Origin of the sequence: Couchioplanes caeruleus (assembly GCF_003751945.1) — a bacterium.
GTDB lineage: Bacteria > Actinomycetota > Actinomycetes > Mycobacteriales > Micromonosporaceae > Actinoplanes > Actinoplanes caeruleus.
Map to the genome: position 1 here is coordinate 6,048,104 of NZ_RJKL01000001.1, position 21,454 is coordinate 6,069,557.

16 protein-coding genes are annotated in these 21,454 nt (G+C 72.7%); 13 read left to right on the forward strand and 3 right to left on the reverse strand.

Annotation, left to right across the window (positions count from 1 at the left end):
* Positions 1-16 precede the first annotated feature (16 nt).
* The 7 genes from infB (at position 17) to truB (ending at position 9,384) form a co-directional block, all read left to right on the forward strand.
* Positions 17-3,076, forward strand: a complete 3,060-nt coding sequence (infB, locus tag EDD30_RS27155) for a translation initiation factor IF-2 (protein WP_123678529.1) — start codon at positions 17-19, stop codon at positions 3,074-3,076.
* Positions 3,077-3,140: 64 nt separating this feature from the next.
* Positions 3,141-4,166: a TRM11 family SAM-dependent methyltransferase gene (locus EDD30_RS27160; RefSeq protein WP_071809690.1), complete on the forward strand. Its 1,026-nt coding sequence runs from the start codon at positions 3,141-3,143 to the stop codon at positions 4,164-4,166.
* A gap of 33 nt (positions 4,167-4,199) precedes the next feature.
* Positions 4,200-4,493 (forward strand): DUF503 domain-containing protein, encoded by a 294-nt coding sequence (locus EDD30_RS27165; RefSeq protein WP_071809691.1) that lies wholly within the window; start codon positions 4,200-4,202, stop codon positions 4,491-4,493.
* 763 nt (positions 4,494-5,256) lie between these two features.
* Positions 5,257-5,730, forward strand: coding sequence for a 30S ribosome-binding factor RbfA (gene rbfA / locus EDD30_RS27170; RefSeq protein WP_071809692.1), 474 nt, complete (start codon positions 5,257-5,259; stop codon positions 5,728-5,730).
* Complete coding sequence (locus EDD30_RS27175) at positions 5,727-6,764, forward strand: DHH family phosphoesterase (RefSeq protein WP_071809693.1); 1,038 nt, start codon at positions 5,727-5,729, stop codon at positions 6,762-6,764. The genes rbfA and EDD30_RS27175 overlap by 4 nt, the downstream gene beginning before the upstream one ends.
* A 397-nt stretch (positions 6,765-7,161) precedes the next feature.
* Positions 7,162-8,478 (forward strand): MATE family efflux transporter, encoded by a 1,317-nt coding sequence (locus tag EDD30_RS27180; RefSeq protein WP_123678530.1) that lies wholly within the window; start codon positions 7,162-7,164, stop codon positions 8,476-8,478.
* A 24-nt stretch (positions 8,479-8,502) separates the two neighbouring features.
* On the forward strand, positions 8,503-9,384 hold the full coding sequence (gene truB / locus EDD30_RS27185; RefSeq protein WP_071809704.1) for a tRNA pseudouridine(55) synthase TruB: 882 nt from the start codon (positions 8,503-8,505) through the stop codon (positions 9,382-9,384).
* A gap of 5 nt (positions 9,385-9,389) precedes the next feature.
* On the opposite strand, the gene EDD30_RS27190 is transcribed toward truB, so the two are convergent.
* Both EDD30_RS27190 and EDD30_RS27195 read right to left on the reverse strand, forming a co-directional pair.
* Positions 9,390-9,800, reverse strand: coding sequence for a response regulator (locus EDD30_RS27190; protein WP_071809695.1), 411 nt, complete (start codon positions 9,798-9,800; stop codon positions 9,390-9,392).
* Entirely contained in the window at positions 9,797-12,421 is a 2,625-nt protein-coding gene (locus tag EDD30_RS27195; protein WP_071809696.1) for a response regulator, read from the reverse strand. Before EDD30_RS27195 ends, EDD30_RS27190 begins: the two co-directional genes overlap by 4 nt.
* A gap of 81 nt (positions 12,422-12,502) precedes the next feature.
* Here EDD30_RS27195 and EDD30_RS27200 point away from each other — a divergent pair, with 81 nt between their 5' ends.
* From EDD30_RS27200 to dapB, 6 genes are all read left to right on the forward strand, one after another.
* Positions 12,503-13,435 (forward strand): bifunctional riboflavin kinase/FAD synthetase, encoded by a 933-nt coding sequence (locus EDD30_RS27200; protein WP_071809697.1) that lies wholly within the window; start codon positions 12,503-12,505, stop codon positions 13,433-13,435.
* 115 nt (positions 13,436-13,550) lie between these two features.
* Entirely contained in the window at positions 13,551-13,820 is a 270-nt protein-coding gene (gene rpsO / locus EDD30_RS27205; RefSeq protein WP_071809698.1) for a 30S ribosomal protein S15, read from the forward strand.
* Between the two features lie 192 nt (positions 13,821-14,012).
* Entirely contained in the window at positions 14,013-16,352 is a 2,340-nt protein-coding gene (locus EDD30_RS27210; RefSeq protein ID WP_071809699.1) for a polyribonucleotide nucleotidyltransferase, read from the forward strand.
* A gap of 8 nt (positions 16,353-16,360) precedes the next feature.
* Positions 16,361-17,695, forward strand: coding sequence for a M16 family metallopeptidase (locus EDD30_RS27215; protein ID WP_071809700.1), 1,335 nt, complete (start codon positions 16,361-16,363; stop codon positions 17,693-17,695).
* 86 nt (positions 17,696-17,781) lie between these two features.
* Complete coding sequence (locus tag EDD30_RS27220; protein WP_071809705.1) at positions 17,782-18,711, forward strand: phosphatase PAP2 family protein; 930 nt, start codon at positions 17,782-17,784, stop codon at positions 18,709-18,711.
* A 9-nt stretch (positions 18,712-18,720) separates the two neighbouring features.
* Positions 18,721-19,479, forward strand: coding sequence for a 4-hydroxy-tetrahydrodipicolinate reductase (gene dapB, locus EDD30_RS27225; protein ID WP_071809701.1), 759 nt, complete (start codon positions 18,721-18,723; stop codon positions 19,477-19,479).
* On the opposite strand, the gene EDD30_RS27230 is transcribed toward dapB, so the two are convergent.
* Positions 19,468-21,453, reverse strand: coding sequence for an amylo-alpha-1,6-glucosidase (locus EDD30_RS27230; protein ID WP_123678531.1), 1,986 nt, complete (start codon positions 21,451-21,453; stop codon positions 19,468-19,470). The two genes, dapB and EDD30_RS27230, sit on opposite strands and share 12 nt — an antisense overlap.
* Position 21,454 lies beyond the last annotated feature (1 nt).

Here is a 21,454-nt window from a genome sequence, read left to right on the forward strand (position 1 = left end):
CGAAGTGAGGAGTGCAGTGCCAGGTAAGGCCCGCGTACACGAGCTCGCGAAGGAGCTCGGGGTCGACAGCAAGACCGTTCTCGCCAAGCTCAAGGAGATGGGCGAGTTCGTCAAATCCGCATCGAGCACGGTCGAGGCCCCGGTGGCCCGGCGGCTGCGTGGTGCCCTCGATGCCCAGGGCGGTGCCGCTCCGGCGGCCCCCGCCGCGGCGGCTTCGAGTGCCCCCGCGCCCAGCGCGCCCCGTCCCACCCCGTCCACCGCACGGCCGCAGCCGCCCCGCCGGCCCGCCGCCCCGGCCGCGGGTGCACCCAGTGCGCCCACGTCCCCGGCGCCGAGCCCCGGCGCGATGGCCCGGCCCAAGCCGCCGGTTCCCGGCCGTCCGGGCCCCACGCCCGGCCCGGTCGCCAAGCCGGCGAGTGCCCACGACATCGAGGTGGCGGCCGCCGAGGCGCGCGCCTCGGCACTCAAGGCCGAGCAGGAAGCCGCGGTGAAGGCGGCTCAGGCCGCCCGCACCCGTGACGCCGAGCGCCGGGCGCAGCAGCCCCCGGCCGACGGCGCCTCGCGCCCGCGCCCTCCGGGGCCGGGCACGGTTCCGCCGCGTCCCGGCTCGCCCGCGGCCGCACGTCCCGGCGCGCCGGGCACGCCCACGCCGGGTCGCCCCGGTCCGGGTGGCTCGCCGCGTCCGCCGGCGCGCGGTCCCGGTAACAACCCGTTCGGCGTCTCCGGCGGCGGCGCACCGCGCCCGACCCCCTCGGCGATGCCGCGTCCCAACCAGCCCGGCATGCCGCCGCGGCCGAGCCCTGCCTCGATGCCGCCGCGGCCCAGCCCGGCATCCATGCCCGCGCAGCGTCCCGGTCGTCCGGGCGGTCCCGGTGCGGGCCGTCCCGGCGGTCCGGGCGGTGGCGGCGGCCGTGGCGGCCCCGGTGGTGGCGGCTTCCGCCCCGGCGGCGGTGGCGGCGGCGCCGGTGGCGGCTTCCGCCCCGGCGGCGGTGGTGGCGCCGGTGGCGGTGGCTACCGCGGCGGCCCCGGCGGTGGTGGCGGCGGTGGCGGTGGCTACCGCGGCGGTCCCGGCGGTGGTGGCGGCGGACCGGTCGGTGCCGGTGCCCCGGGTCGTCCCGGTGGTGGCGGCCGTGGCCGTGGCGGCGGTGCCGCAGGCGCCTTCGGGCGTCCGGGCGGCCGGCCGACCCGCGGTCGCAAGTCGAAGAAGCAGCGGCGTCAAGAGTTCGACAACCTGTCGGCTCCGGCCATGTCGTCGGGCGCGCCCCGCGGCAACGGCCAGGAGATCAGGCTGTCGCGCGGCGCGTCGCTCTCCGACTTCGCCGACAAGATCAACGCCAACCCCGGCTCGCTGGTCCAGGAGATGTTCAACCTGGGCGAGATGGTGACGGCGACGCAGTCGTGCTCCGACGACACGCTGCTGCTGCTCGGCGAGCACCTGGGCTTCGACGTGCAGATCGTCAGCCCCGAGGACGAGGACCGCGAGCTGCTCGCGCAGTTCAACATCGACCTCGACGCCGAGATCGCCGAGGACCGCCTCGTCACCCGGCCGCCGGTGGTGACCGTCATGGGTCACGTCGACCACGGTAAGACGAAGCTGCTCGACGCGATCCGCAAGACCAACGTGGTCGCCGGCGAGGCGGGTGGCATCACCCAGCACATCGGCGCCTACCAGGTGCAGTACGAGCACAACGGCGAGGACCGCGCGCTCACCTTCATCGACACCCCGGGCCACGAGGCGTTCACCGCCATGCGTGCCCGCGGTGCCCAGGTGACCGACATCGTGATCCTCGTGGTCGCGGCCGACGACGGCGTCATGCCCCAGACGGTCGAGGCGCTGAACCACGCCAAGGCCGCCGAGGTGCCGATCGTGGTCGCGGTCAACAAGGTCGACAAGCCGGACGCCAACCCGGAGAAGGTCCGCCAGCAACTGGCCGACTACGGGCTGCTCGCCGAGGAGTACGGCGGCGAGACGATGTTCGTCAACGTGGCCGCCAAGCCGGGCATCGGCATCGACGACCTGCTCGAGGCCGTCCTGCTGACCGCCGACGCGTCGCTGGAGCTCACCGCTCCGATCGACGGGCCGGCGCAGGGTGTCGCGGTCGAGGCCCACCTCGACAAGGGCCGCGGCGCGGTTGCCACGGTCCTGGTCCAGAAGGGCACGCTGCGGGCCGGCGACTCGATCGTGGCGGGCGGCGCGCACGGCCGCGTCCGCGCCATGCTCGACGAGAACGGCAACCAGGTGCCCGAGGCGGGTCCGGCGCGTCCGGTCCTGGTGCTCGGTCTGACCTCGGTGCCCAGCGCGGGCGACACGTTCCTGGCGGCCGAGGACGACCGCACGGTGCGGCAGATCGCGGAGCAGCGGCAGGCTCGCCGCCGTGCCGCGAGCTTCGCCAACTCGCGCGGCCGCGCCACGCTCGAGACGCTCATGGAGCAGCTCAAGGAGGGCGAGAAGACCTCGCTCACCCTGGTGCTCAAGGGCGACGGCTCGGGTTCGGTCGAGGCCCTCGAGGACGCGCTGTTCAAGATCGAGATTCCGGACGAGATCCAGCTCAAGGTCATCCACCGCGGCGTCGGTGCGATCACCGAGAGCGACGTCAACCTGGCGTCGGCCTCGTCGGAACAGACCGCGACGATCATCGGCTTCAACGTCCGGGCCTCGAACAAGGTCAAGGAGATGGCCGACCGCGCCGGCGTGGAGATCCGCTACTACAGCGTGATCTACCAGGCCATCGAGGAGATCGAGGCGGCGCTGAAGGGCCTGCTCAAGCCCGAGTACGAAGAGGTCGAGCTGGGCACGGCGGAGATCCGCGAGGTCTTCCGCTCGTCCAAGATCGGTCTCATCGCGGGTTGTATGGTCCGGTCGGGTCTCCTGCGCCGCAACGCCAAGGCGCGCGTCCTGCGCGAGGGCGTCGTGGTGGCGGACAGCGTCACGATCAGCTCGCTGAAGCGGTTCAAGGACGACGCCACCGAGGTCCGCGAGGGCTTCGAGTGTGGTCTGACGCTGCAGGGCTTCGGCACGCCGCAGGTCGGCGACGTGATCGAGACCTTCGAGATGCGCGAAAAGCCGCGGTCGTAACGGCCACGGCATGACAACGGCCCCCGGTGCTGGAGCACCGGGGGCCGTTGTCTTTACTACTGGGATGTCCCGCTACGCCCTGCTGCTCGCCCCCTCCGCCAACCGCGTCTACGCCGACCAGGCCGGCCGCCTCTCCCGAGCGGAACTGGCGGCGTTCTCCCCGGTGCTCTCCGGCCCGCTCACGGACGTCGCGGAAACCACCATCGGCGGCGTCGGCTACCTCACCTTCGCAGGCGAACTCGAGGCGCGAGACATCGCGTACCTGTCGAACCTGTCGGCCGCCTACGCTCTCTTCCTGCAGGTGGAGGACGAGCTGTTGCGCCCGCTCACCCTCAGCCCGCTGGCGAGCTTCGACAGCGACCTCATCACCATCCCGAAGTACGCCGGCAAGACCAACGAGCAGTTCACCAAGCTGCTGCTCAACCTGACCCTGCTCGCCTCGGCGTCGGCGCCGAGGATGCTCGACGGCCGGCTCACGGTCTGCGACCCGCTCGCGGGCCGCGGCACCACCCTCAACCAGGCCCTCATGTACGGCTACGACGCCCTCGGCATCGAGATCGACGGCAAGGACGTGGAGGCGTACAAGCTCTTCCTGCAGACCTGGCTCAAGCGCAAACGGCTCAAGCACACCGCGGACCTGATTCCCGTACGCCGCCAGGGCCGCCGCGCCGCCCGCCGCCTCGAGATCACGCTCGCGGCGAGCAAGGAGGACCACAAGGCGGGTGACGTGCGCAAGGTGACGGTGCTGCACGCCGACACCACGCAGATCGACGGCCTGCTGCGCGCCGGCTGCGCGGACGTCCTGGTCGCCGACCTCCCGTACGGCGTCGCGCACGGCAGCCACGACGACGAGGGCGGCATGTCGCGGCGGCCGCTGGACCTGCTCGAACGCGCCGTACCGGTATGGCGGACGCTGCTGCGCACGGGTGGAGCGATCGGACTGTCCTGGAACACCAAGGTGGCCAAGCGAGAACTCGCCGAGGACATCCTGATCGCCAACGGCCTGGAGATCGTCCCCCACGACGATCTGAGCCACCGCGTCGACCAGGGCATCGAGCGCGACGTGGTGGTCGCCCGGAAAGTCGGATGATCTTGTCGGTGGGTGGGCGTAGTCTGCTGGCTGATGTACACGGAGACTGCGCTCTTTGACCTGCTCCTGCCCGGCGACTCGCGGTCGCTCAAACAGAAGCGTTCCTACGTGCGGCCGATCATCGCGATGCTGCGCAAATTCGAGGTCAGCGTCGCCGAAGTCGGGATGCACGACCTGCACGGCCGAGCTCAGCTCGGTGTCGCCGTAGTGGCGGCCGAGCCCGGTCAGGCCCGGGCCGTGATCGACACGTGCGAGCACCAGGTGGCGGGACGCCCCGAGATCGAGCTGCTGTCGGTCCGCCGCCGCCTCTACGGCGACGACGACTGAGCCGCCCGGGGCTGCCCGCGCCGTCCCGCCCACGCTGCCGCGCGTGGGCTGCGCCGCGCAGCGCGGCCCCTACGCCCGCGCTGCGCTGTCCCTCGCCCGGTGCGCTGCCTGCGCGTCCGCGCTGCGCTGTGCCGCGCGCGGGTGCGCTGTCTGTGCGTCCGCGCTGCGCTGCCTGCGCGATTGCGCTGCGCCGCCCGCCCGCCCCGTGCGCCGCCCGCCCCGTGCGCTGCCCGCGCGTCCTGTGCGCTGCCCGCGCCTGCGCTGCGCCGCCCGCCCGCCCCGTGCGCTACCCGCGCGTCCGCGCTGCGCTGCCCCGCGCCCTGTCCAGCGCTGTGCTGCCCGTGCCGTCCGCGTCCTGCGCCGCGCGCTGCCCGCCCCGCGCCGCGCCGCACCGCACCGCACCGCGCCGCACCGCACCGCACCGCGCCGCGCCGCGCCGCCGAGCGTGTCGGTGGCCGCGGGCGTGCCTCGCTGTCGGTCGGTCCGGAGGTCGCGTTCGGTTGTCGTGGGGCGTTGTGCGGTCGCCGCGGCCCGGTCGGGTCGTGTTCGGTTCTTCCTGGGCGCTGAGCGGTCGGTGCGGCTCGGTGGGTCCGCTCGGCGGGTGAGGGGATGGCGTCTTGATGTGTCGAGTGGGACATACAGGGTGGTGCAGGCCGCTCGACGCACCGGCGGGACGTTCGGGGTGGGGCGGTCATGGGTAGGCTCTCAGCGTTGGGCGGGGGTTGGTCTTACCCCGGAGGCACGGTTGTCGGAGGTGGGCGATATGTCGGACCCGGCCAAGACGCGACGGCACGCGGAGCGGGTGCGGGAGCTGGTGGCTTCGCTGGTGCGCGAGATCAAGGATCCCCGGCTCGGCATGGTGACCGTGACCGACGCCCGGATCACGGGTGACCTGCGCGACGCCCACGTGTACTACACCGTGCTGGGCGACCAGACCGAGCAGGCCTCGACCGCCGCCGCGCTGGAGAGTGCCAAGGGCATGCTGCGCAGCCGGGTCGGGCACGCGCTCGGGCTGCGGCACTCGCCCAGCCTCACCTTCGTGCTGGACAACGTGCTGGACCACGCCAAGGAGATCGACGACCTGCTCGCCGCGGCGCGGCACCGGGACGCCGAGGTGCAGCGGCTGGCCGCCGGCAAGAAGTACGCGGGCGATCCGGACCCCTACAAGTCCGATGACGAGGACGACGAGGACGGCGAGGCGGTCGACGAGCGAGTGGGCGCCGAGGAGAAACGGTGACGGAGACGGTCGCCACGACCGTGCCGGTCAGCGTTTCCGAGAGGGAGTGGGCCGACGCCGTACGGACGGTCCGGGAGTTCGCCCCGGCCGGGCGGGTGCTGTTGATCTGTCACGTCAGCCCGGACGGTGACGCGCTCGGCAGCATGCTCGGTTTCGCGCTGGGCCTGCGTCGTCTGGGCGTACGGGACCTGCAGGCCACCTTCCCGGACCCGTTCGAGATCCCGGAGCCGTTCGTCGACCTGCCCGGCCTGGATCTGCTCGTGCCGGAGTCGCAGGCCTACCCGGACCCCGACCTGGTCCTGGTCTTCGACGTGGCCTCCGAGTCCCGGCTCGGCGGCCTCGTGGACCGGCTGGCGACCGCCCGGGCCACGGTGGTGCTCGACCACCACGCCTCCAACACCCGCTTCGGCGGTGTGCATCTGGTCGACGCCACCGCGGCCGCGACCGCCGTGGTGGCCGAGCAGTTGCTCGACCGGCTCGACGTGCCGCTCGACGTGGAGATCGCCGAGTGCCTGTACGTCGCCCTGGCGACCGACACCGGGTCGTTCCGCTTCGACATGACCACGCCGCGGGTGCACGAGATGGCGGCCCGGCTGATCGCGACCGGGCTGCGTCCCGGGGAGATCTCCCGGCGCATCTTCGACAGCCGGCCGTTCGGGGCGATGAAGCTCTTCGCCGACGTGCTGGGCCGCGCGCAGCTCGATCCCACGGCGGCGGCCGGGCACGGGATGGTCTGGACGTACGCGACCCTGGACGACCTGGCCCGCCACGAGCAGCGCCCGTACGTGCTGGACGCCCTCATCGACCCCGTCCGGTGCGTGGCCGAGGTGGACGTGTCCGTGGTGGTCAAGGAGATCGCCGAGGGCGAGTGGGCGGTGTCCCTGCGCAGCAAGGGCGCGGTCGATGTGAGCGCCGTGGCGGTCGCGCTGGGCGGGGGCGGTCACCGGCTCGCCGCCGGGTTCACCGGCTACGGCGCACCGGGCGAGGTCGTGGTCGCGATCCGCGAGCACCTCGACGCTCATCTGATCGTCTAGCAGGGCGAACGTCGAGATAGTTGTCCCGCTGCGCGGGAAGGATGCGGCACAGAGCGGGACTGAACGATAGCTTGGGTTAACGGTGATTTGGTTTTCGCGCGGTCCCGATCCTGTGCCGTCGCGATGACCTCGAGCCACTCGGATGCACCCATCCGGGTCGCGTCGTCCGCCATCGCCCGGTGATCCCGGGCCGGCTTCAGCGGCGCCCCGCTCGACCCGATTCTGTGGGAGGTCCACGCTCATGGCCGCCAAGCCGAAGCCCCAGTCGTCCGAAGACACCCGCGAACAGGCCCGCCGGGCCCTGCAGACGTCCATGGACACGCGCCAGTAGACAACCCCGCGGGTAACTGGCGTACCCGCATTGATCCTTACGGCACGGCGGGCATCATGACTGTTCATGAGCCCGCCCGCCGTCGTCGACCGCACTCTCAACCGGCGGATCGCCGGCCTGGCCCTGCCGGCTCTGGTGGTGCTCGCGGCCGAGCCGCTCTACGTCCTGGTCGACACCGCCGTGGTGGGTCACCTCGGCCGGGTTCCGCTCGCCGCGGTCGCCGTCGGTGGCACGGTGATGTCGCTGGCCGTCTGGTTCGGCACGCTCATGGCGTACGGGACGACGGGCCGCGCCGCCCGCCGGTTCGGCGCCGGTGACCGCACCGCCGCCGTCGCCGAGGGCGTGCAGGCGTCCTGGCTGGCGCTGACGACCGGCGTCCTGCTGATCGTGTTCGTCCAGATCTTCGCCGACCCGCTGTGCCGCGCCCTGGCGAGCGATCCGCAGGCCGCCGGTGCCGCCGCGGACTGGCTGCGCATCGCCGTGCTGGGCGCCCCGGGCCTGCTGCTCGCCGCGGCCGGTAACGGCTGGATGCGTGGGGTGCAGGACACCCGCCGCCCGCTCTGGTTCGTCCTCGGCGCGAACGTGCTGTCCGCGGCGCTCTGCCCGCTGCTGGTCTATCCGGCGGGCTGGGGACTCACGGGTTCCGCGGCCGCCAACGTCGCCGCCCAGTCCGTCTCCGGCGCCCTCTTCCTGTGGGCGATCGCGCGGGAACGGGCGCCGCTGCGGCCGGTGCCGGCGGTCATCGGCAACCAGCTTCTCCTCGGCCGCGACCTGCTGTTGCGCGGCGCGGCGTTCCAGGCCTGCTGGTTCTCGGCAACCGCGGTGGCAGCCCGCTTCGGGGTGGCCGCGGTCGGCGCACACCAGATCGCGCTGCAGCTCTGGTTCTTCGCCGCGCTGGCCCTGGACGCGGTGGCGATCGCCGCCCAGTCGCTGGTGGGCGCGGCGCTCGGCGCCGGCGACGAACGGGCCGCCCGCGCGGTGGCCCGCCGGGTCACGGTCGTCGGCGGGGTCGCCGGGGTGGCCTTCGCGGTGCTCGCCGCGGCGGGCGCGGGCGTGATTCCCGGGATCTTCACCGGCGACCGGTCGGTGCACGACCAGGCGGCGGTGGTGTGGCCGTGGTTCGTGGGCATGCTCCCGTTCGCCGGCGTCGTCTACGCCCTCGACGGCGTGATGATCGGGGCCGGTGACGTCGGCTACCTGCGCACGATGACCCTGGTCGGCGCGGTGGGTGGATTCCTGCCGCTCATCTGGCTCGCGTACGCGTTCGACTGGGGCCTTCCCGGGATCTGGGCGGGTCTCGCGTTGTTCACGCTGGTCCGCCTGGTGGCCCTGCTGATCCGCTGGCGTGGTCCCCGGTGGGTGGTCCTGGGCGCGAGCCGTTGACGGCGGTCTGGTTGGGTGGAGGCCGTGAACGCGGACGGTCTCATCGTTGTGGACAAGCCGGGCGGGATGACGTCCCATGACGTCGTCGCCCGGATCCGGCGGCTCGCCAGGACCCGGCGGGTCGGCCATGGCGGCACCCTCGACCCGATGGCCACCGGGGTCCTGGTGATCGGGGTCAACCGGGCGACGCGGCTGCTGACGTACGTGATCGGCTCGCGCAAGAGCTACCGCGCCACGATCCGGCTCGGGCAGACCACGGTCACCGACGACGCCGAGGGCGAGGTGACCGGCAGCGTCTCCGCCGCGGAGGTCACCGACGAGGGCATCCGGTCGGGGCTCGCCGCGCAGGCCGGCGAGATCGACCAGGTGCCGAGCGCGGTGAGCGCGATCAAGGTGAACGGGCAGCGGGCGTACAAGCGGGTGCGCGACGGCGAGCAGGTCGAGCTGGCCGCCCGCCGGGTCACCGTCCACCGCCTCGACGTGGGGGAGATCCGCCGCCGGGGCGAGGTCGTCGACGTCGACGTCGACGTCGACTGCTCCAGCGGCACGTACATCCGGGCCATCGCTCGTGACCTGGGCCGCACGCTCGGCGTCGGCGGTCACCTCACCGCGCTGCGGCGTACGGCCGTCGGCGGCCTGTCGCTGGGCGAGGCGGCGACGCTCGAGCAGTTGGAGGAGCGCGCTCCCGACGTGGTCTCGCTGCCGATGGCCGAGGCGGCGCGCCGGGCCTTCCCGCAGCGCGAAGCGTCGGTGGAGGAGGCGCGGGTGCTCAGCCACGGCGGGCCGCTCGAGCCGGTGGGCATCGAGGGGCCGTACGCGGTCTTCGGCCCGGCCGGTGAGCTGCTGGCCGTGGTCTCCGAGCGGGGCGGAAAGGCGCGCGCGGAGATCGTGCTGGCACCCGCCTAGGAGCGCTAGGGGCGCCGGGACAGGTGTTCGGCAACGACGGCGACCAGATCGGCCGCCGCGTACGGCTTGTCGAGGAAGCCGTCGCAGCCCGCCTCCAGCGCCGCCGCCCGGTCCTGCGGCAGCACGCTCGCGGTCACCGCCACCACCGACGGACGCGGGCGGCCCGCGGTGGCCGTGCCGGCGACCAGCTCGCCGGCCAGCGTCAGCCCGTTGCCGTCCGGCAGGTTCATGTCGAGCAGCACCAGGTCGACGTCCTCGCGGCCGAGCTGTGTGCGGGCGGCGGCCAGGCTTGGCGCGTCCAGGATCTCGGCGTCGCGTACGGCCTCCACGTCCGCCCGGGCCAGGACCGCCTTGACCAGGGAGCGGTTCAGCTCCTCGTCCTCGACCAGCAGGATCCGCGGGTTGTCGGCAGTCACGGCTTCTCCTTGTCCACGTCGTTGCGCACGCCCAACAGCGGCGCGAGCCTGTCCGAGCCGGCGCCGCCGGCCATCGCGGTGGCCACCACGCCGCCCGCCATCGCCGTCGCCACCAGGGAAGCGTCGCCCGCGGCCGGGGCCAGGCCGAGCACCGGCGTGTGCCGGGTCGCCGGGTCCTGCTCGATCGCGGCCAGCATGCTGAAGCCGTCGACCTCGCGCGCCTGCATGTCGCAGACGATCAGGTCGAAGTGGCTCTCGCGGCTCTTCGCCAGCCCGTCGCGGCCGTCGGCGACGGCGACCACGTCGGCGCCGCCGGCGCGCAGGCCGTCCTCGATCGCCTGGCGGATCGCGTCGTCGTGGTCGACCACGAGCACGCGGGGCGCGGGCCGGTTGGCGACCGTGCGGGCCAGCGCCCCGAGCAGGGCGGGTTGGTCGACCGGCTTGACGAAGTAGTCGTCGGCGCCGAGGGCCAGCCCGGCCTGCCGCTCGTCGATGATCGTGGCGAAGAAGACCGGGATGCCGGAGAGCCGGGCGTCGGCCTTGAGCCGCCGCAGCACCTCGAAGCCGTCGATGCCGGGCAGCGCCACGTCCAGCACGATCGCGTCGGGCGGATGTGCCCCGGCGGCGGTGAGGCCCGCCTCGCCCGTGCCGGCCACGTCGACGTGGTAGCCCGCGTTCTCCATCTGCGTCTTCAACAGCTCGGCGGCCTGCGGGTCGTCCTCGACCAGCAGGACCCGCGCGCCCTCGCCGGGCACGCTCGGCGTCTGCGAATTGACCACGGGCGGGGCGGGCAGCCGTACGGTGAACGAACTGCCTTCGCCCGGCGCCGAGAGCAGCGAGATCTCCCCCTCGTGCGCCTCGACCAGCCGCTTGGTCAGGGCGAGCCCGAGGCCGGTGCCGGCGCGCTGCCGGTCGAGGTCGCCGACCTGCTGGAACTCCTCGAAAACCTTCTTCTGGTCGGCGGGGGCGATCCCGATCCCGGTGTCCGAGACGGTGACCGTCACGGCGTCACCGGTGTCCGTCGTCGTGACGGTGATCCGGCCGCCCTCCGGGGTGAACTTGATCGCGTTGGAGAGCAGGTTCTCGACGATCTGCCGGAAGCGCACCCGGTCGGCGTTGGCGGTGGCCGGGGCCAGCGCCGTGCTGACGGTCAGTTCCTTGGTCGTGATCAGCGGGGAGAGTCCGGTCAGCAGCTCCTCGACCGCGGTGTCGATCCGCAGCGGGGCGAGCCGCAGCTCCAGCCGCCCGGCCTCGACCTTGGCCAGGTCGAGGATGTCGTTGATCAGGCCGAGCAGGTGCCGGCCGCTGGTGTGGATGTGGTCCACCCACTCCGCGGGGACCCGCCGCCGGTCGCCGTCGGGCTCCTCCATCCGCATCAGGTCGCTGAAACCGATGATCGCGTTGAGCGGCGTGCGCAGCTCGTGGCTCATGTTCGCGAGGAAGGCGCTCTTCGCCTGGCTGGCCCGGGTCAGCGCATCCACCGACGCGCTGAGCTCGTCGGCCATCCGGCGGTGCGCGTCGAGGACCGCCTGCCGTTCGGCGAGGACGCCGGCGTGCCCGCCGAGCAGGGCCAGCAGTCGCAGGTCGTCGTCGCTGAACAGGCCGCGGTGGCGGTTGAAGAGCAGCACCGCGCCTTCGGCCTCGGGCGGCACCGGCATGCTCAGCATGGTCACGAAGTCGTCGCCGAGGTCGCCGAAGTGCTGGACCAGCGCCGGGTCGCCCTCGCGGAGCCGGGCCGGATGGCCGGAGCGGATCAGCGCGGTGAGGTCGGTGAAGCTGAGGTCCTCGGGGGTGGTGATCGGCGGGCCGGAGTAGGCCGTGGGCGAGAGGAGCCCGTCGCTGCGCGGCATGAGGACGGCCACGGCGTCCGCGCCCGTCTGGACCCGCATGATCTCGGCGTACGTCTGCCAGACCTGCGCCGGACTGCTGACCTGGGCCCGCAGCATGCGTTCGGTGACCGACTGGGCGGCGGTGGCCGAGAAGGCCCGGCGCAGCCAACGCGGCGGGACGAACGCGATGAGGTAGCCGATGCCGGAGGCCAGGGCGAGCACCCGGTTGACGGCGCCGAACGCGGGATCCGCGCCGGGCAGCGACGCGACGCCGATGAGCACGATCATGAGGCCGAAGGCGAGTGTCGCGCCGGCGGCGATGGTGAGCCGGGCCCGGTTCGCCCCGGTCCGGATCCGGGCCTTGCCGTAGAGCAGGCCGGCCGCGATGACCTCGGTGACCAGGAAGTAGGTCACCGCGGAGAGCACCCAGCCCGACGGCAGCGGGCGGGGAAGGAAGAACAGCGGCGCGGCGGTCGCCGTGTAGGCCACCGGCAGCACGAGGTGCAGCCAGCGCGGCACCGGGCGCAGCCGGCCGGCCAGCCGGACCGTCAGGTAGGGCTGGGCCAGCAGGAAGGCCAGCGAGACGGAGTTCACCCACACCGGCAGCGTGCCGTCGTGCAGCCGGCGGGCCACATCGACGCAGAACAGCACCGTGCAGGGCGCGAAGACCAGCGTGACGTCGCGCTGCAGGGGATCGCGTCCCCGGAGATAACCATGGAGTGCGCGGACGAACAGGACGACAAAGGTGAACTCCGTCGTCAGCAGGATCAGGGCACTCCAGTCGATGCGCATATCGGGATCAACTGTACCGTTTCAGGCACTCGTGGAGACCGATACTCTTACGCCCGGGAACGCACAGGGGAGGCACGGAAGATGCAGCGGTGGCGCGGGTACGAGGCGGTGCCCGGCGGGTTCGGCCGTTCGGTGGTGACCATCGGCGTCTTCGACGGCGTGCACCGCGGACACCAGGCGATCATCGGTTACGCGGTGAAGCGGGCCCGGGACCAGGGGCTGCAGTCGGTGGTGGTGACCTTCGACCCGCACCCGGCCGAGGTCGTGCGCCCAGGTTCGCACCCGGCCGTGCTGACCGAGCCGGTCCGCAAGGCCGAGCTGATCGAGCGGCTCGGCGTGGACGCGCTCTGCGTGGTGCCGTTCACGCCGGCGTTCTCGCAGCTCGGGCCCGAGGAGTTCGTGCACGACGTGCTCGTGGACGCGCTGCACGCCGCGGTGGTCGTGGAGGGCGACAACTTCCGCTTCGGGCACCGGGCCGCCGGCGACATGGCCCTGCTTGCCCGGCTCGGGCGCACGTTCGGCTTCACGGTCGAGGAGGCGCCGCTGGTCACCGAGGACGGGCTGGTGTTCTCGTCCACGTACATCCGCAGTTGTGTCGACGCCGGGGACGTCCGGGCCGCGGCCGAGGCGCTCGGCCGCCCGCATCGCCTCGGCGGCGTGGTGGTCCGCGGCGACCAACGCGGCCGCGAGCTGGGCTTCCCCACCGCCAACCTGATGTGCCACCGGTACGCGGCCATCCCGGCCGACGGCGTCTACGCCGCCCGGCTGATCCGCGGCGGCGACCAGGGCGGCCCGCTCAGCGCGGCGGTCTCGATCGGCACCAACCCGACGTTCTCCGGCCGGGAGCGCCGGGTCGAGGCGTTCGTCCTCGACTTCGACGGCGACCTGTACGGCGAGCGGGTGAGCCTCGACTTCGTCGCCCACCTGCGTGAGCAGCGCGTATACACCGGAATCGAACCGCTGGTGGCGCAGATCCGGCAGGACGTCGAACAGACCCGCGCGCTGCTGAGTTGAGCTGCTGGTAGGGTTGACACCGGATCGGCTTATCCGATCCACGGTCCCGCCTGCCTGCCCGACGCCGCGGGCCGCGGGGATACCGACTCACCGGCAACACAGAATCACGGAGAACATGGCGCTCGATCAAGAGACCAAGAACAAGATCATGGGCGAGTACGCGACCGTGGAGGGCGACACCGGCTCTCCCGAGGTTCAGGTCGCGATGCTCACCAAGCGGATCGCCGACCTCACCGAGCACCTGAAGGTGCACAAGCACGACCACCACAGCCGTCGTGGTCTGCTGCTGCTGGTGGGTCGCCGCCGCCGTCTGCTCAACTACGTGCAGAAGAAGGACATCGCGCGCTACCGGACGCTCATCGAGCGTCTCGGCCTGCGCCGCTGATCTGACGGGGGAGTGGCCGAGGTGGCCGCTCCCCCGAGTTACACCCACGGACCCGCGCGGCCGCAGTCAAGACGGCACCGGTCCTCGGTAGTGGTTCCCGGGCGATTTCCCGGGCACTTCGATCGAAGACCGGCCACGCTGTAACCGCGCTGTAGAGACCGCCGGGTCCTCGACGAAGGAGTACCGCACCACATGACAGAGCAGAAAGCTCTCGGCACCGAAACTCGTACCGCCGTCATCGACAACGGGTCGTTCGGCACCCGCGAGGTTGTCTTCTCCACCGGCCGCCTCGCCAAGCAGGCCGCCGGCTCGGTCATCGTCCAGCTCGGCGAGACCACCGTCCTGTCGGCCACCACGGCCAGCAAGGCTCCCAAGGAGCACTTCGACTTCTTCCCGCTCACGGTCGACGTCGAGGAGCGGATGTACGCGGTCGGCCGTATCCCCGGCTCGTTCTTCCGCCGCGAGGGACGCCCGAGCGAGGACGCGATCCTCACCTGCCGCCTGATCGACCGGCCGCTGCGCCCGTCGTTCACCAAGGGCCTGCGCAACGAGGTCCAGGTCGTCGAGACCATCCTCGCGCTCGACCCGCAGCACCCGTACGACGTCGTCGCCATGAACGGCGCCTCGATGTCCACCAAGCTCTCCGGCCTGCCGTTCAGCGGCCCGGTGGGCTCGACCCGCGTCGCGCACATCGACGGCCAGTGGGTCGCCTTCCCGACCCTCGAGGAGCTCGAGCGGGCCACCTTCGACATGGTCGTGGCCGGCCGCGTGGTCGGCGACGGCGACGTCGCGATCATGATGGTCGAGGCCGAGGCCACCCCGCAGGCGGTCAAGCTGATCCAGGCCGGCGCCACCGCGCCGACCGAGGAGGTCGTCGCCAGCGGGCTCGAGGCCGCCAAGCCGGCCATCCGTGAGCTCTGCCGCGCGCAGAGCGAGCTGGCCGAGGTCGCCGCGAAGCCGGTCCAGGAGTTCCCGGTCTTCCTCGACTACCAGGACGACGTCTACGCCGCGGTCACCGAGGCCGTCCGCGAGGAGGTCGCCGAGGCCCTCAAGATCGCTGCCAAGCAGGAGCGCGAGGAGGCCCTCGACCGGGTCAAGGCCAAGGCGCACGAGCTGCTCGACGAGCGGTTCGAGGGCCGGGAGAAGGAGATCAGCGCGGCGTTCCGCTCGGTCACCAAGTCCGAGGTCCGCCAGCGGGTGCTGCGCGAGCAGATCCGCATCGACGGCCGCGGCCCGCGTGACATCCGGCCGCTGACCGCCGAGGTCGGCGTCCTCCCGCGGGTGCACGGCTCGGCGCTGTTCGAGCGCGGCGAGACCCAGATCATGGGCGTCACCACGCTGAACATGCTGCGCATGGAGCAGGCGCTGGACACCCTCGCACCCGAGAAGTCCAAGCGCTACATGCACAACTACAACTTCCCGCCGTACTCGACCGGTGAGACCGGCCGGGTGGGCTCGCCGAAGCGCCGCGAGATCGGCCACGGCGCGCTGGCCGAGCGGGCCCTGGTGCCGGTGCTGCCGTCGCGCGAGGAGTTCCCGTACGCGATCCGCCAGGTCTCCGAGGCGCTGGGCTCGAACGGCTCGACCTCGATGGGCTCGGTCTGCGCCTCGACGCTCGCCCTGCTGAGCGCGGGTGTGCCGCTGAAGGCGCCGGTCGCCGGCATCGCCATGGGCCTCATCTCGGACGAGGTCGACGGCAAGACGCAGTACGTGGCGCTGACCGACATCCTCGGCGCCGAGGACGCGTTCGGCGACATGGACTTCAAGGTCGCCGGCACCAGCGAGTTCGTCACCGCGCTGCAGCTCGACACCAAGCTCGACGGCATCCCGTCCGACGTGCTGGCCTCGGCCCTGCAGCAGGCGCACGACGCGCGGGCCACCATCCTCGAGGTCATGGACCAGGCCATCAACAGCCCGGCCGAGATGAGCGAGTACGCACCGCGGGTCACCAGCGTGAAGATCCCGGTCGACAAGATCGGCATGGTCATCGGCCCCAAGGGCCAGACGATCAACGCCATCCAGGACGAGACCGGCGCCGACATCTCGATCGAGGACGACGGCACGATCTACGTCGGCGCGACCAACGGCCCGTCGGCCGAGGCGGCGGTGGAGCGGATCAACGCCATCGCCAACCCGACGCTGCCGAAGGTCGGCGACAAGTTCCTCGGCACGGTGGTGAAGACGGCCGCGTTCGGCGCGTTCATCTCGCTGCTGCCCGGCCGCGACGGCCTGCTGCACATCTCCAAGGTGGGCGACGGCAAGCGCGTCGAGAAGGTCGAGGACTTCCTCAACGTCGGCGACAAGGTCGAGGTCTCGATCGCGGACATCGACAACCGCGGCAAGATCTACCTCGACAAGGTGCGCCCCGAGGGCGAGGAGGCCCCGGCCGCGGCTCCGGCCGCGTCGTCCGACAAGCCCCGCGAGGAGCGTGCCCCCCGCGGCGACCGGGGCGAGGGCGGCGACCAGCCGCGCCGGCGCCGGTCGCGGCCGAGCGGTGACCGCGGTGGCGACCGCGGTGGCGACCGCGGCTAAGTCACCACATGACCGCAAGTAACCGCGGGCCGGCCGAAAGGCCGGCCCGCGTCGTCACCCGGACCCTTCAAGACGGCGTACGCCGCACGGTGCTGCCGAGCGGCCTGCGCATCCTCACCGAGGCGATCCCGACGACCCGCAGTGCCGCGCTTGGCGTGTGGGTCGGGGTCGGCTCCCGCGACGAGACGCCCGCGCTGTCGGGCGCCTCCCATTTCCTCGAGCACCTGCTCTTCAAGGGCACCGAGAAGCGGACGGCCCTCGACATCTCCTCGCAGATCGAGGCCGTCGGCGGCGAGACCAACGCCTTCACCACGAAGGAGTACACCTGCTACTACGCGCGGGTGCTCGACGCCGACCTGCCGCTGGCCGTGGACGTGCTCTGTGACGCCGTCGCCAACTCGGTGCTCGCCCCGGCCGACGTGGAGACCGAGCGTGGCGTGATCCTCGAGGAGATCGCCATGCACGACGACGAGCCCGGCGACGAGGTGCACGACGTCTTCACCGAGGCCCTCTTCGGCGCCGGCACGCCGCTCGGCCGGCTGATCTCCGGCACCGAGGCGACCATCGCGCCGATGAGCCGTGCCCAGATCAACCGCTTCTACCGGACCCGCTACCGGGCGCCGGAGATCGTCGTCACCGCGGCCGGCAACCTCGACCACGGCAAGGTCGTCCGCCTGATCCGCGCCGCCCTGGCCGGCACCCCGCTCGACACCCCGGGCAGCCCGGCCGGTGCCCGCAGCGCGGCGAAGAAGCAGAAGGTCAAGCCGCCCACGACGGCCGTCCGCCACCGGGACACCGAGCAGGCGCATCTGGTGCTCGGCTGCGAGGGGCTCGGTCGCGACGACGACCGCCGCTTCGCCCTCGGCGTGCTCAACAACGTCCTGGGCGGCGGCATGTCGAGCCGGCTGTTCCAGGAGATCCGCGAGAAGCGCGGCCTGGCCTACTCCGTCTACTCGTACGGCAGCCAGTACGCCGACGCGGGCGTCTTCGCGGTCTACGCCGGGTGCGCCCCGGGCAAGGCCGAGGAGGTCCTCGCGCTGATCCGCGCCGAGCTGGCCGTCGTGGCCGCGGAGGGCATCAGCGCCGGCGAGCTCGCCCGCGGCAAGGGCATGGCCAAGGGCACGTACGTGCTGGGCCTCGAGGACACCGGCTCGCGGATGAGCCGGCTGGCCAAGTCCGAGCTGCTCTACGGCGACATGATGGGCGTCGACGAGTTGCTGGCCCGGGTCGACGCGGTCCGGCTCGACGAGGTCAACGCGCTCGCCGCCGAGCTGCTCACCCGCCCGATGTCGCTGGCCGTGGTCGGCCCGTTCGACGACGGCGCATTTCCGTCCGCCCGCTAGCCTGGGACGCCGTGACCACCCTGAGCCCCCCTCCCCCCGTCGCCGAGTCGGTCCCCGCCGACCGCCGCAAACGCCGTGTCATCGGCATGCTCGTGTGGGCCGTGCTGTTCGCGGTCGGCACGTACTTCATCGGCGTGCCGACCAGCGATCCGCTGATCGCGTTCGGCTGGCTCTGGCTGGCCACCATCGCCTGGCGCAGCGACCTGCCCTGGCGGCGGCACCTGTTGTTCCTGCGCGACTGGCTGCCGATCGTCCTGCTGCTGTTCATCTACAACATCTCCCGCGGCTACGCCGACGGACTGCTCGACACCCACGTCACCGAGCTGATCCGCGCCGACGAGGCGATGTTCGGCTGGGCCACCGGCGGCGAGGTTCCCACCGTCTGGCTCCAGCAGCATCTCTACCAGCCCGGCGCGGTGCAGTGGTGGGAGGTCGCGGTCTCCCTGGTGTACGTTTCGCACTTCCTCGCCGTGCCGACCATCGGCGTGATCCTCTGGCTGCGGTGGCGGGAGCAGTGGGGGCGTTTCATGCGCCGCTGGTTCACGCTGAGCGTCGCCGGTCTGATCACCTACTTCCTCTACCCGGCTGCGCCGCCGTGGTGGGCGTCGGTCCACGGACAGCTCGACGAGCACGTCGTCCGGATCTCCACGAACGGGTGGAACGCGATCGGGTTGCACAGTGCGGGCAACTCCCTCAACGCCCTGCAGGTCGAGGCGTCCAACCCGGTCGCGGCCATGCCGTCGCTGCACACCGCGTACGCGCTCATGGCCGTGGTCTTCTTCCTGCCGATGGTGGCGAAGCGGTGGTGGCCGGTGCTGATCGCGTACCCGCTGGCGATGACGTTCACCCTGGTCTACTCCGGCGAGCACTACATCATCGACGTGCTGGTCGGCTGGGCGTACGTGGGCGCGGTGTTCGTGGCCGTCGGCGCGGCCGAGCGATGGTGGCGCCGCCGGCGCGCGGCGGTCAGGTCCCGGGAGAGTGCTTCCGTCGGGCCGGCGGAGCACGTGGGATAAATTGTCCGCGTGACTGACGAGCGTGAACCGATCCGGGTCGGCGTCCTCGGTGCCCGCGGCCGCATGGGCCTCGAGGTGTGCAAGGCGGTCGACGCCGCCGACGACCTCGAACTCGTGGCGATGGTCGACCAGGGCGACTGGCTCTTCAACGCCTCCGACGCCGGGGCCCAGGTGCTCGTCGACTTCACCACGCCCGACGTGGTGATGGACAACCTGCACTGGGCGGTCGACCAGGGCATCAGCGTGGTCGTCGGCACCAGCGGCTTCACCAACCAGCGCCTCGACCGGGTCCGCTCCTGGCTGTCGCACAAGCCCGGCGTCGGCGTGCTGATCGCCCCCAACTTCGGCCTCGGCGCGGTGCTGATGATGCAGTTCGCGGCGCGCGCGGCCCGCTACTTCGAGTCGGTGGAGATCATCGAGCAGCACCACCCGCGCAAGCTCGACGCCCCGAGCGGCACCGCCGTGCACACCGCGAAGCTGATCGGCGCGGCCCGCGCCGAGGCGGGCCTCGGGGCGATGCCCGACGCGACCAAGGAGGAGACGTCCGGCGCCCGGGGCGCGGAGATCGAGGGAGTGCGCATCCACTCGATCCGGGCGGCGGGCCTGGTGGCCCACCAGGAGGTGCTCTTCGGTACGAAGGGCGAAACGCTCACCATCCGCCACGACAGCCTGGACCGCGCCTCCTTCATGCCCGGCGTGCTGCTGGCCGTGCGCACCATCCAGAGCCGCCCCGGCCTGACGCTGGGCCTCGACGCGCTACTGGACTGAGAGCCCCGGCGGCAGGCCCTCGAGCGTCGCGCCGCTCCCGTCCACCGAGGCGCCGACCGGTGCTCCGGCGACCACCAGCCCGGTGACCTCCAGCGGGCCGAACGGCAGCCCGGGGAGCGGATCCAGCCGCACCCGCCCGCCGGGCACGTCGGGGTCCAGCCCCAGGACGGTCTGGAGCATGAGCACCGATGCCGCCGCGGACCACGCCTGCGGGCGGCAGGCCGTCGGGTACGGCAGGGGCCGGCCGTACTCCCCGCGGGCATCTCCGGAGTGCAGCTCCGGCATCCGGTAGCCGAACGCCTCGGCCGCCGAGAGCAGGCCGTCGAGAAGCGCCGCCGCGGCCGTCCCGAAGCCCGCCCGTGCCATGCCGGCCGCCACGATCGCGGTGTCGTGCGCCCATACCGAGCCGCAGTGGTACGACAGCGGGTCGAAACCCCGGTCCTGGGCGGACATCGTGCGCAGGCCGTATGCGCCCGACATCGCCTCCGTGGACAGGGCGGCGACCACGGCCCGCTCCTCGCCCGCGGTCAGCATGCCGGTGCCGAGCAGGTGGCCGATGTTGCTGGTCAGGGCGTCCACCGGGCGCTTGTCGCGGTCCAGGGCCAGGGCCGGGTAGCCGCCGTCGACCCAGAACCGGGCGCGGAACCCGGCGGCCAGCGCCGCCGCGTGGGCGCGCCACCGGTCGCCGCCCGGCCTGCCGAACGCGTCGAGCAGGGCCGCGCCGTCCAGGGCCGCGCGGTAGGCGTACCCCTGTACCTCGGCCAGCGCGATCGGCGGCTCGGCCAGGCGGCCGTCGGCGAAGCGCACGGCGTCGCCCGAGTCCTTCCAGCCCTGGTTCGCCAGGCCGTGACCGCCGGCATCGAGATACTCGACGAAGCCGTCGCCGTCCGGGTCGGCGTGGTCGGCGAGCCAGCCCAGCGCCGCCTCGAGGGCGGGCACCAGCTCCGCGACGGAGGCGGCGGGCAGGCCCCAGCGCCAGGCGTCGTGCAGCAGGCTGATCCATAGCGGCGTCGCGTCGATCGTCCCGTAGTACGCCGCCGGCAGGCTGGGGCCCGCCCCGGCCGGCCGGAACTTCTGCCGCCGCAGCTCGTGCATGATCTTGCCGGGCGCCTCGCCGGAGACCGCGTCCACCCGGACACCCTGGCGCCGGGCGAGCACCCGCAGCGTGCCCAGCGCCGGGCCGGTGCCGAGCGGCAGCAGCATCCGAGCGGCCCAGATGCTGTCGCGGCCGAAAAGCGTCAGATACCAGGGCACCCCCGCTCCCAGGTACGCCTCGGCGCCGTCGCTGAGCCGCAACGCCCGCAGGTCGTCGAGCGAGCGGGCGACGAGCCGGTCCAGCCGCCGATCGGCCGACGTCACGCGCGCGGGGCTCCAGTCATGGTCGCGGACGGGTGGACGGACGGCGGCGGACGGGTCGTTCACCCGTACGGTGACGGTCAGATCCCTTGTCTCGTCGGGCCCGAGCGTCACCGGCCAGCTCAGCCGCCCACCCTGCGCGATGCCGTCGTGGGCGGCGGTCACGGTGACGCCGTCGCGCGCCCAGACCAGCGAACCGTCGGCGGCCCGCCGCGGCGGCACCGGCGTGCCGGTGCCGCCCGACCGCACCACCTCGAGCGGCGCGAGATCGACCGCCAGCTCCAGCGTCACCGTGGCTCGCCCGGCCGCGCCGCCCGAGAGGGTGATCGTCTCCGTCACCGTGGTGGGGGAGACGACGCGGGTACGCCGGATCCGGACATCCGTGCCACCGGGCCGGCGGGCGAGCGCGGCGAAACGGGCGGTGCCGGCGTCCGTCTCGGCGTGGCCGACCGGCTCGGGCTCCCGGCCGTCGAGCCGGAGAACCGCCTCGGAGAGCACCCGGACGTCGGCGTGGAAGGCACCCTGCACACCCGCCGCGCGGATCTGCCCGTCGGTCCCGCTCAGCGCCGACAGCGGGGCCGCGACCGTGACGACGAGGTCGTGCAGCAGCGGCTGCACG

Bases quoted from the DNA above. Each gene is read 5' to 3' on its own strand.
- EDD30_RS27160 (WP_071809690.1), top strand. From the start codon at position 3,141: ATGTCCCGCTACGCCCTGCTGCTCGCCCCCTCCGCCAACCGCGTCTAC.
- EDD30_RS27165 (WP_071809691.1), top strand. From the start codon at position 4,200: ATGTACACGGAGACTGCGCTCTTTGACCTGCTCCTGCCCGGCGACTCG.
- rbfA (WP_071809692.1), top strand. From the start codon at position 5,257: ATGTCGGACCCGGCCAAGACGCGACGGCACGCGGAGCGGGTGCGGGAG.
- EDD30_RS27180 (WP_123678530.1), top strand. From the start codon at position 7,162: ATGAGCCCGCCCGCCGTCGTCGACCGCACTCTCAACCGGCGGATCGCC.
- EDD30_RS27195 (WP_071809696.1), bottom strand. From the start codon at position 12,421: ATGCGCATCGACTGGAGTGCCCTGATCCTGCTGACGACGGAGTTCACC.
- EDD30_RS27200 (WP_071809697.1), top strand. From the start codon at position 12,503: ATGCAGCGGTGGCGCGGGTACGAGGCGGTGCCCGGCGGGTTCGGCCGT.
- rpsO (WP_071809698.1), top strand. From the start codon at position 13,551: ATGGCGCTCGATCAAGAGACCAAGAACAAGATCATGGGCGAGTACGCG.
- EDD30_RS27210 (WP_071809699.1), top strand. From the start codon at position 14,013: ATGACAGAGCAGAAAGCTCTCGGCACCGAAACTCGTACCGCCGTCATC.
- EDD30_RS27215 (WP_071809700.1), top strand. From the start codon at position 16,361: ATGACCGCAAGTAACCGCGGGCCGGCCGAAAGGCCGGCCCGCGTCGTC.
- EDD30_RS27220 (WP_071809705.1), top strand. From the start codon at position 17,782: ATGCTCGTGTGGGCCGTGCTGTTCGCGGTCGGCACGTACTTCATCGGC.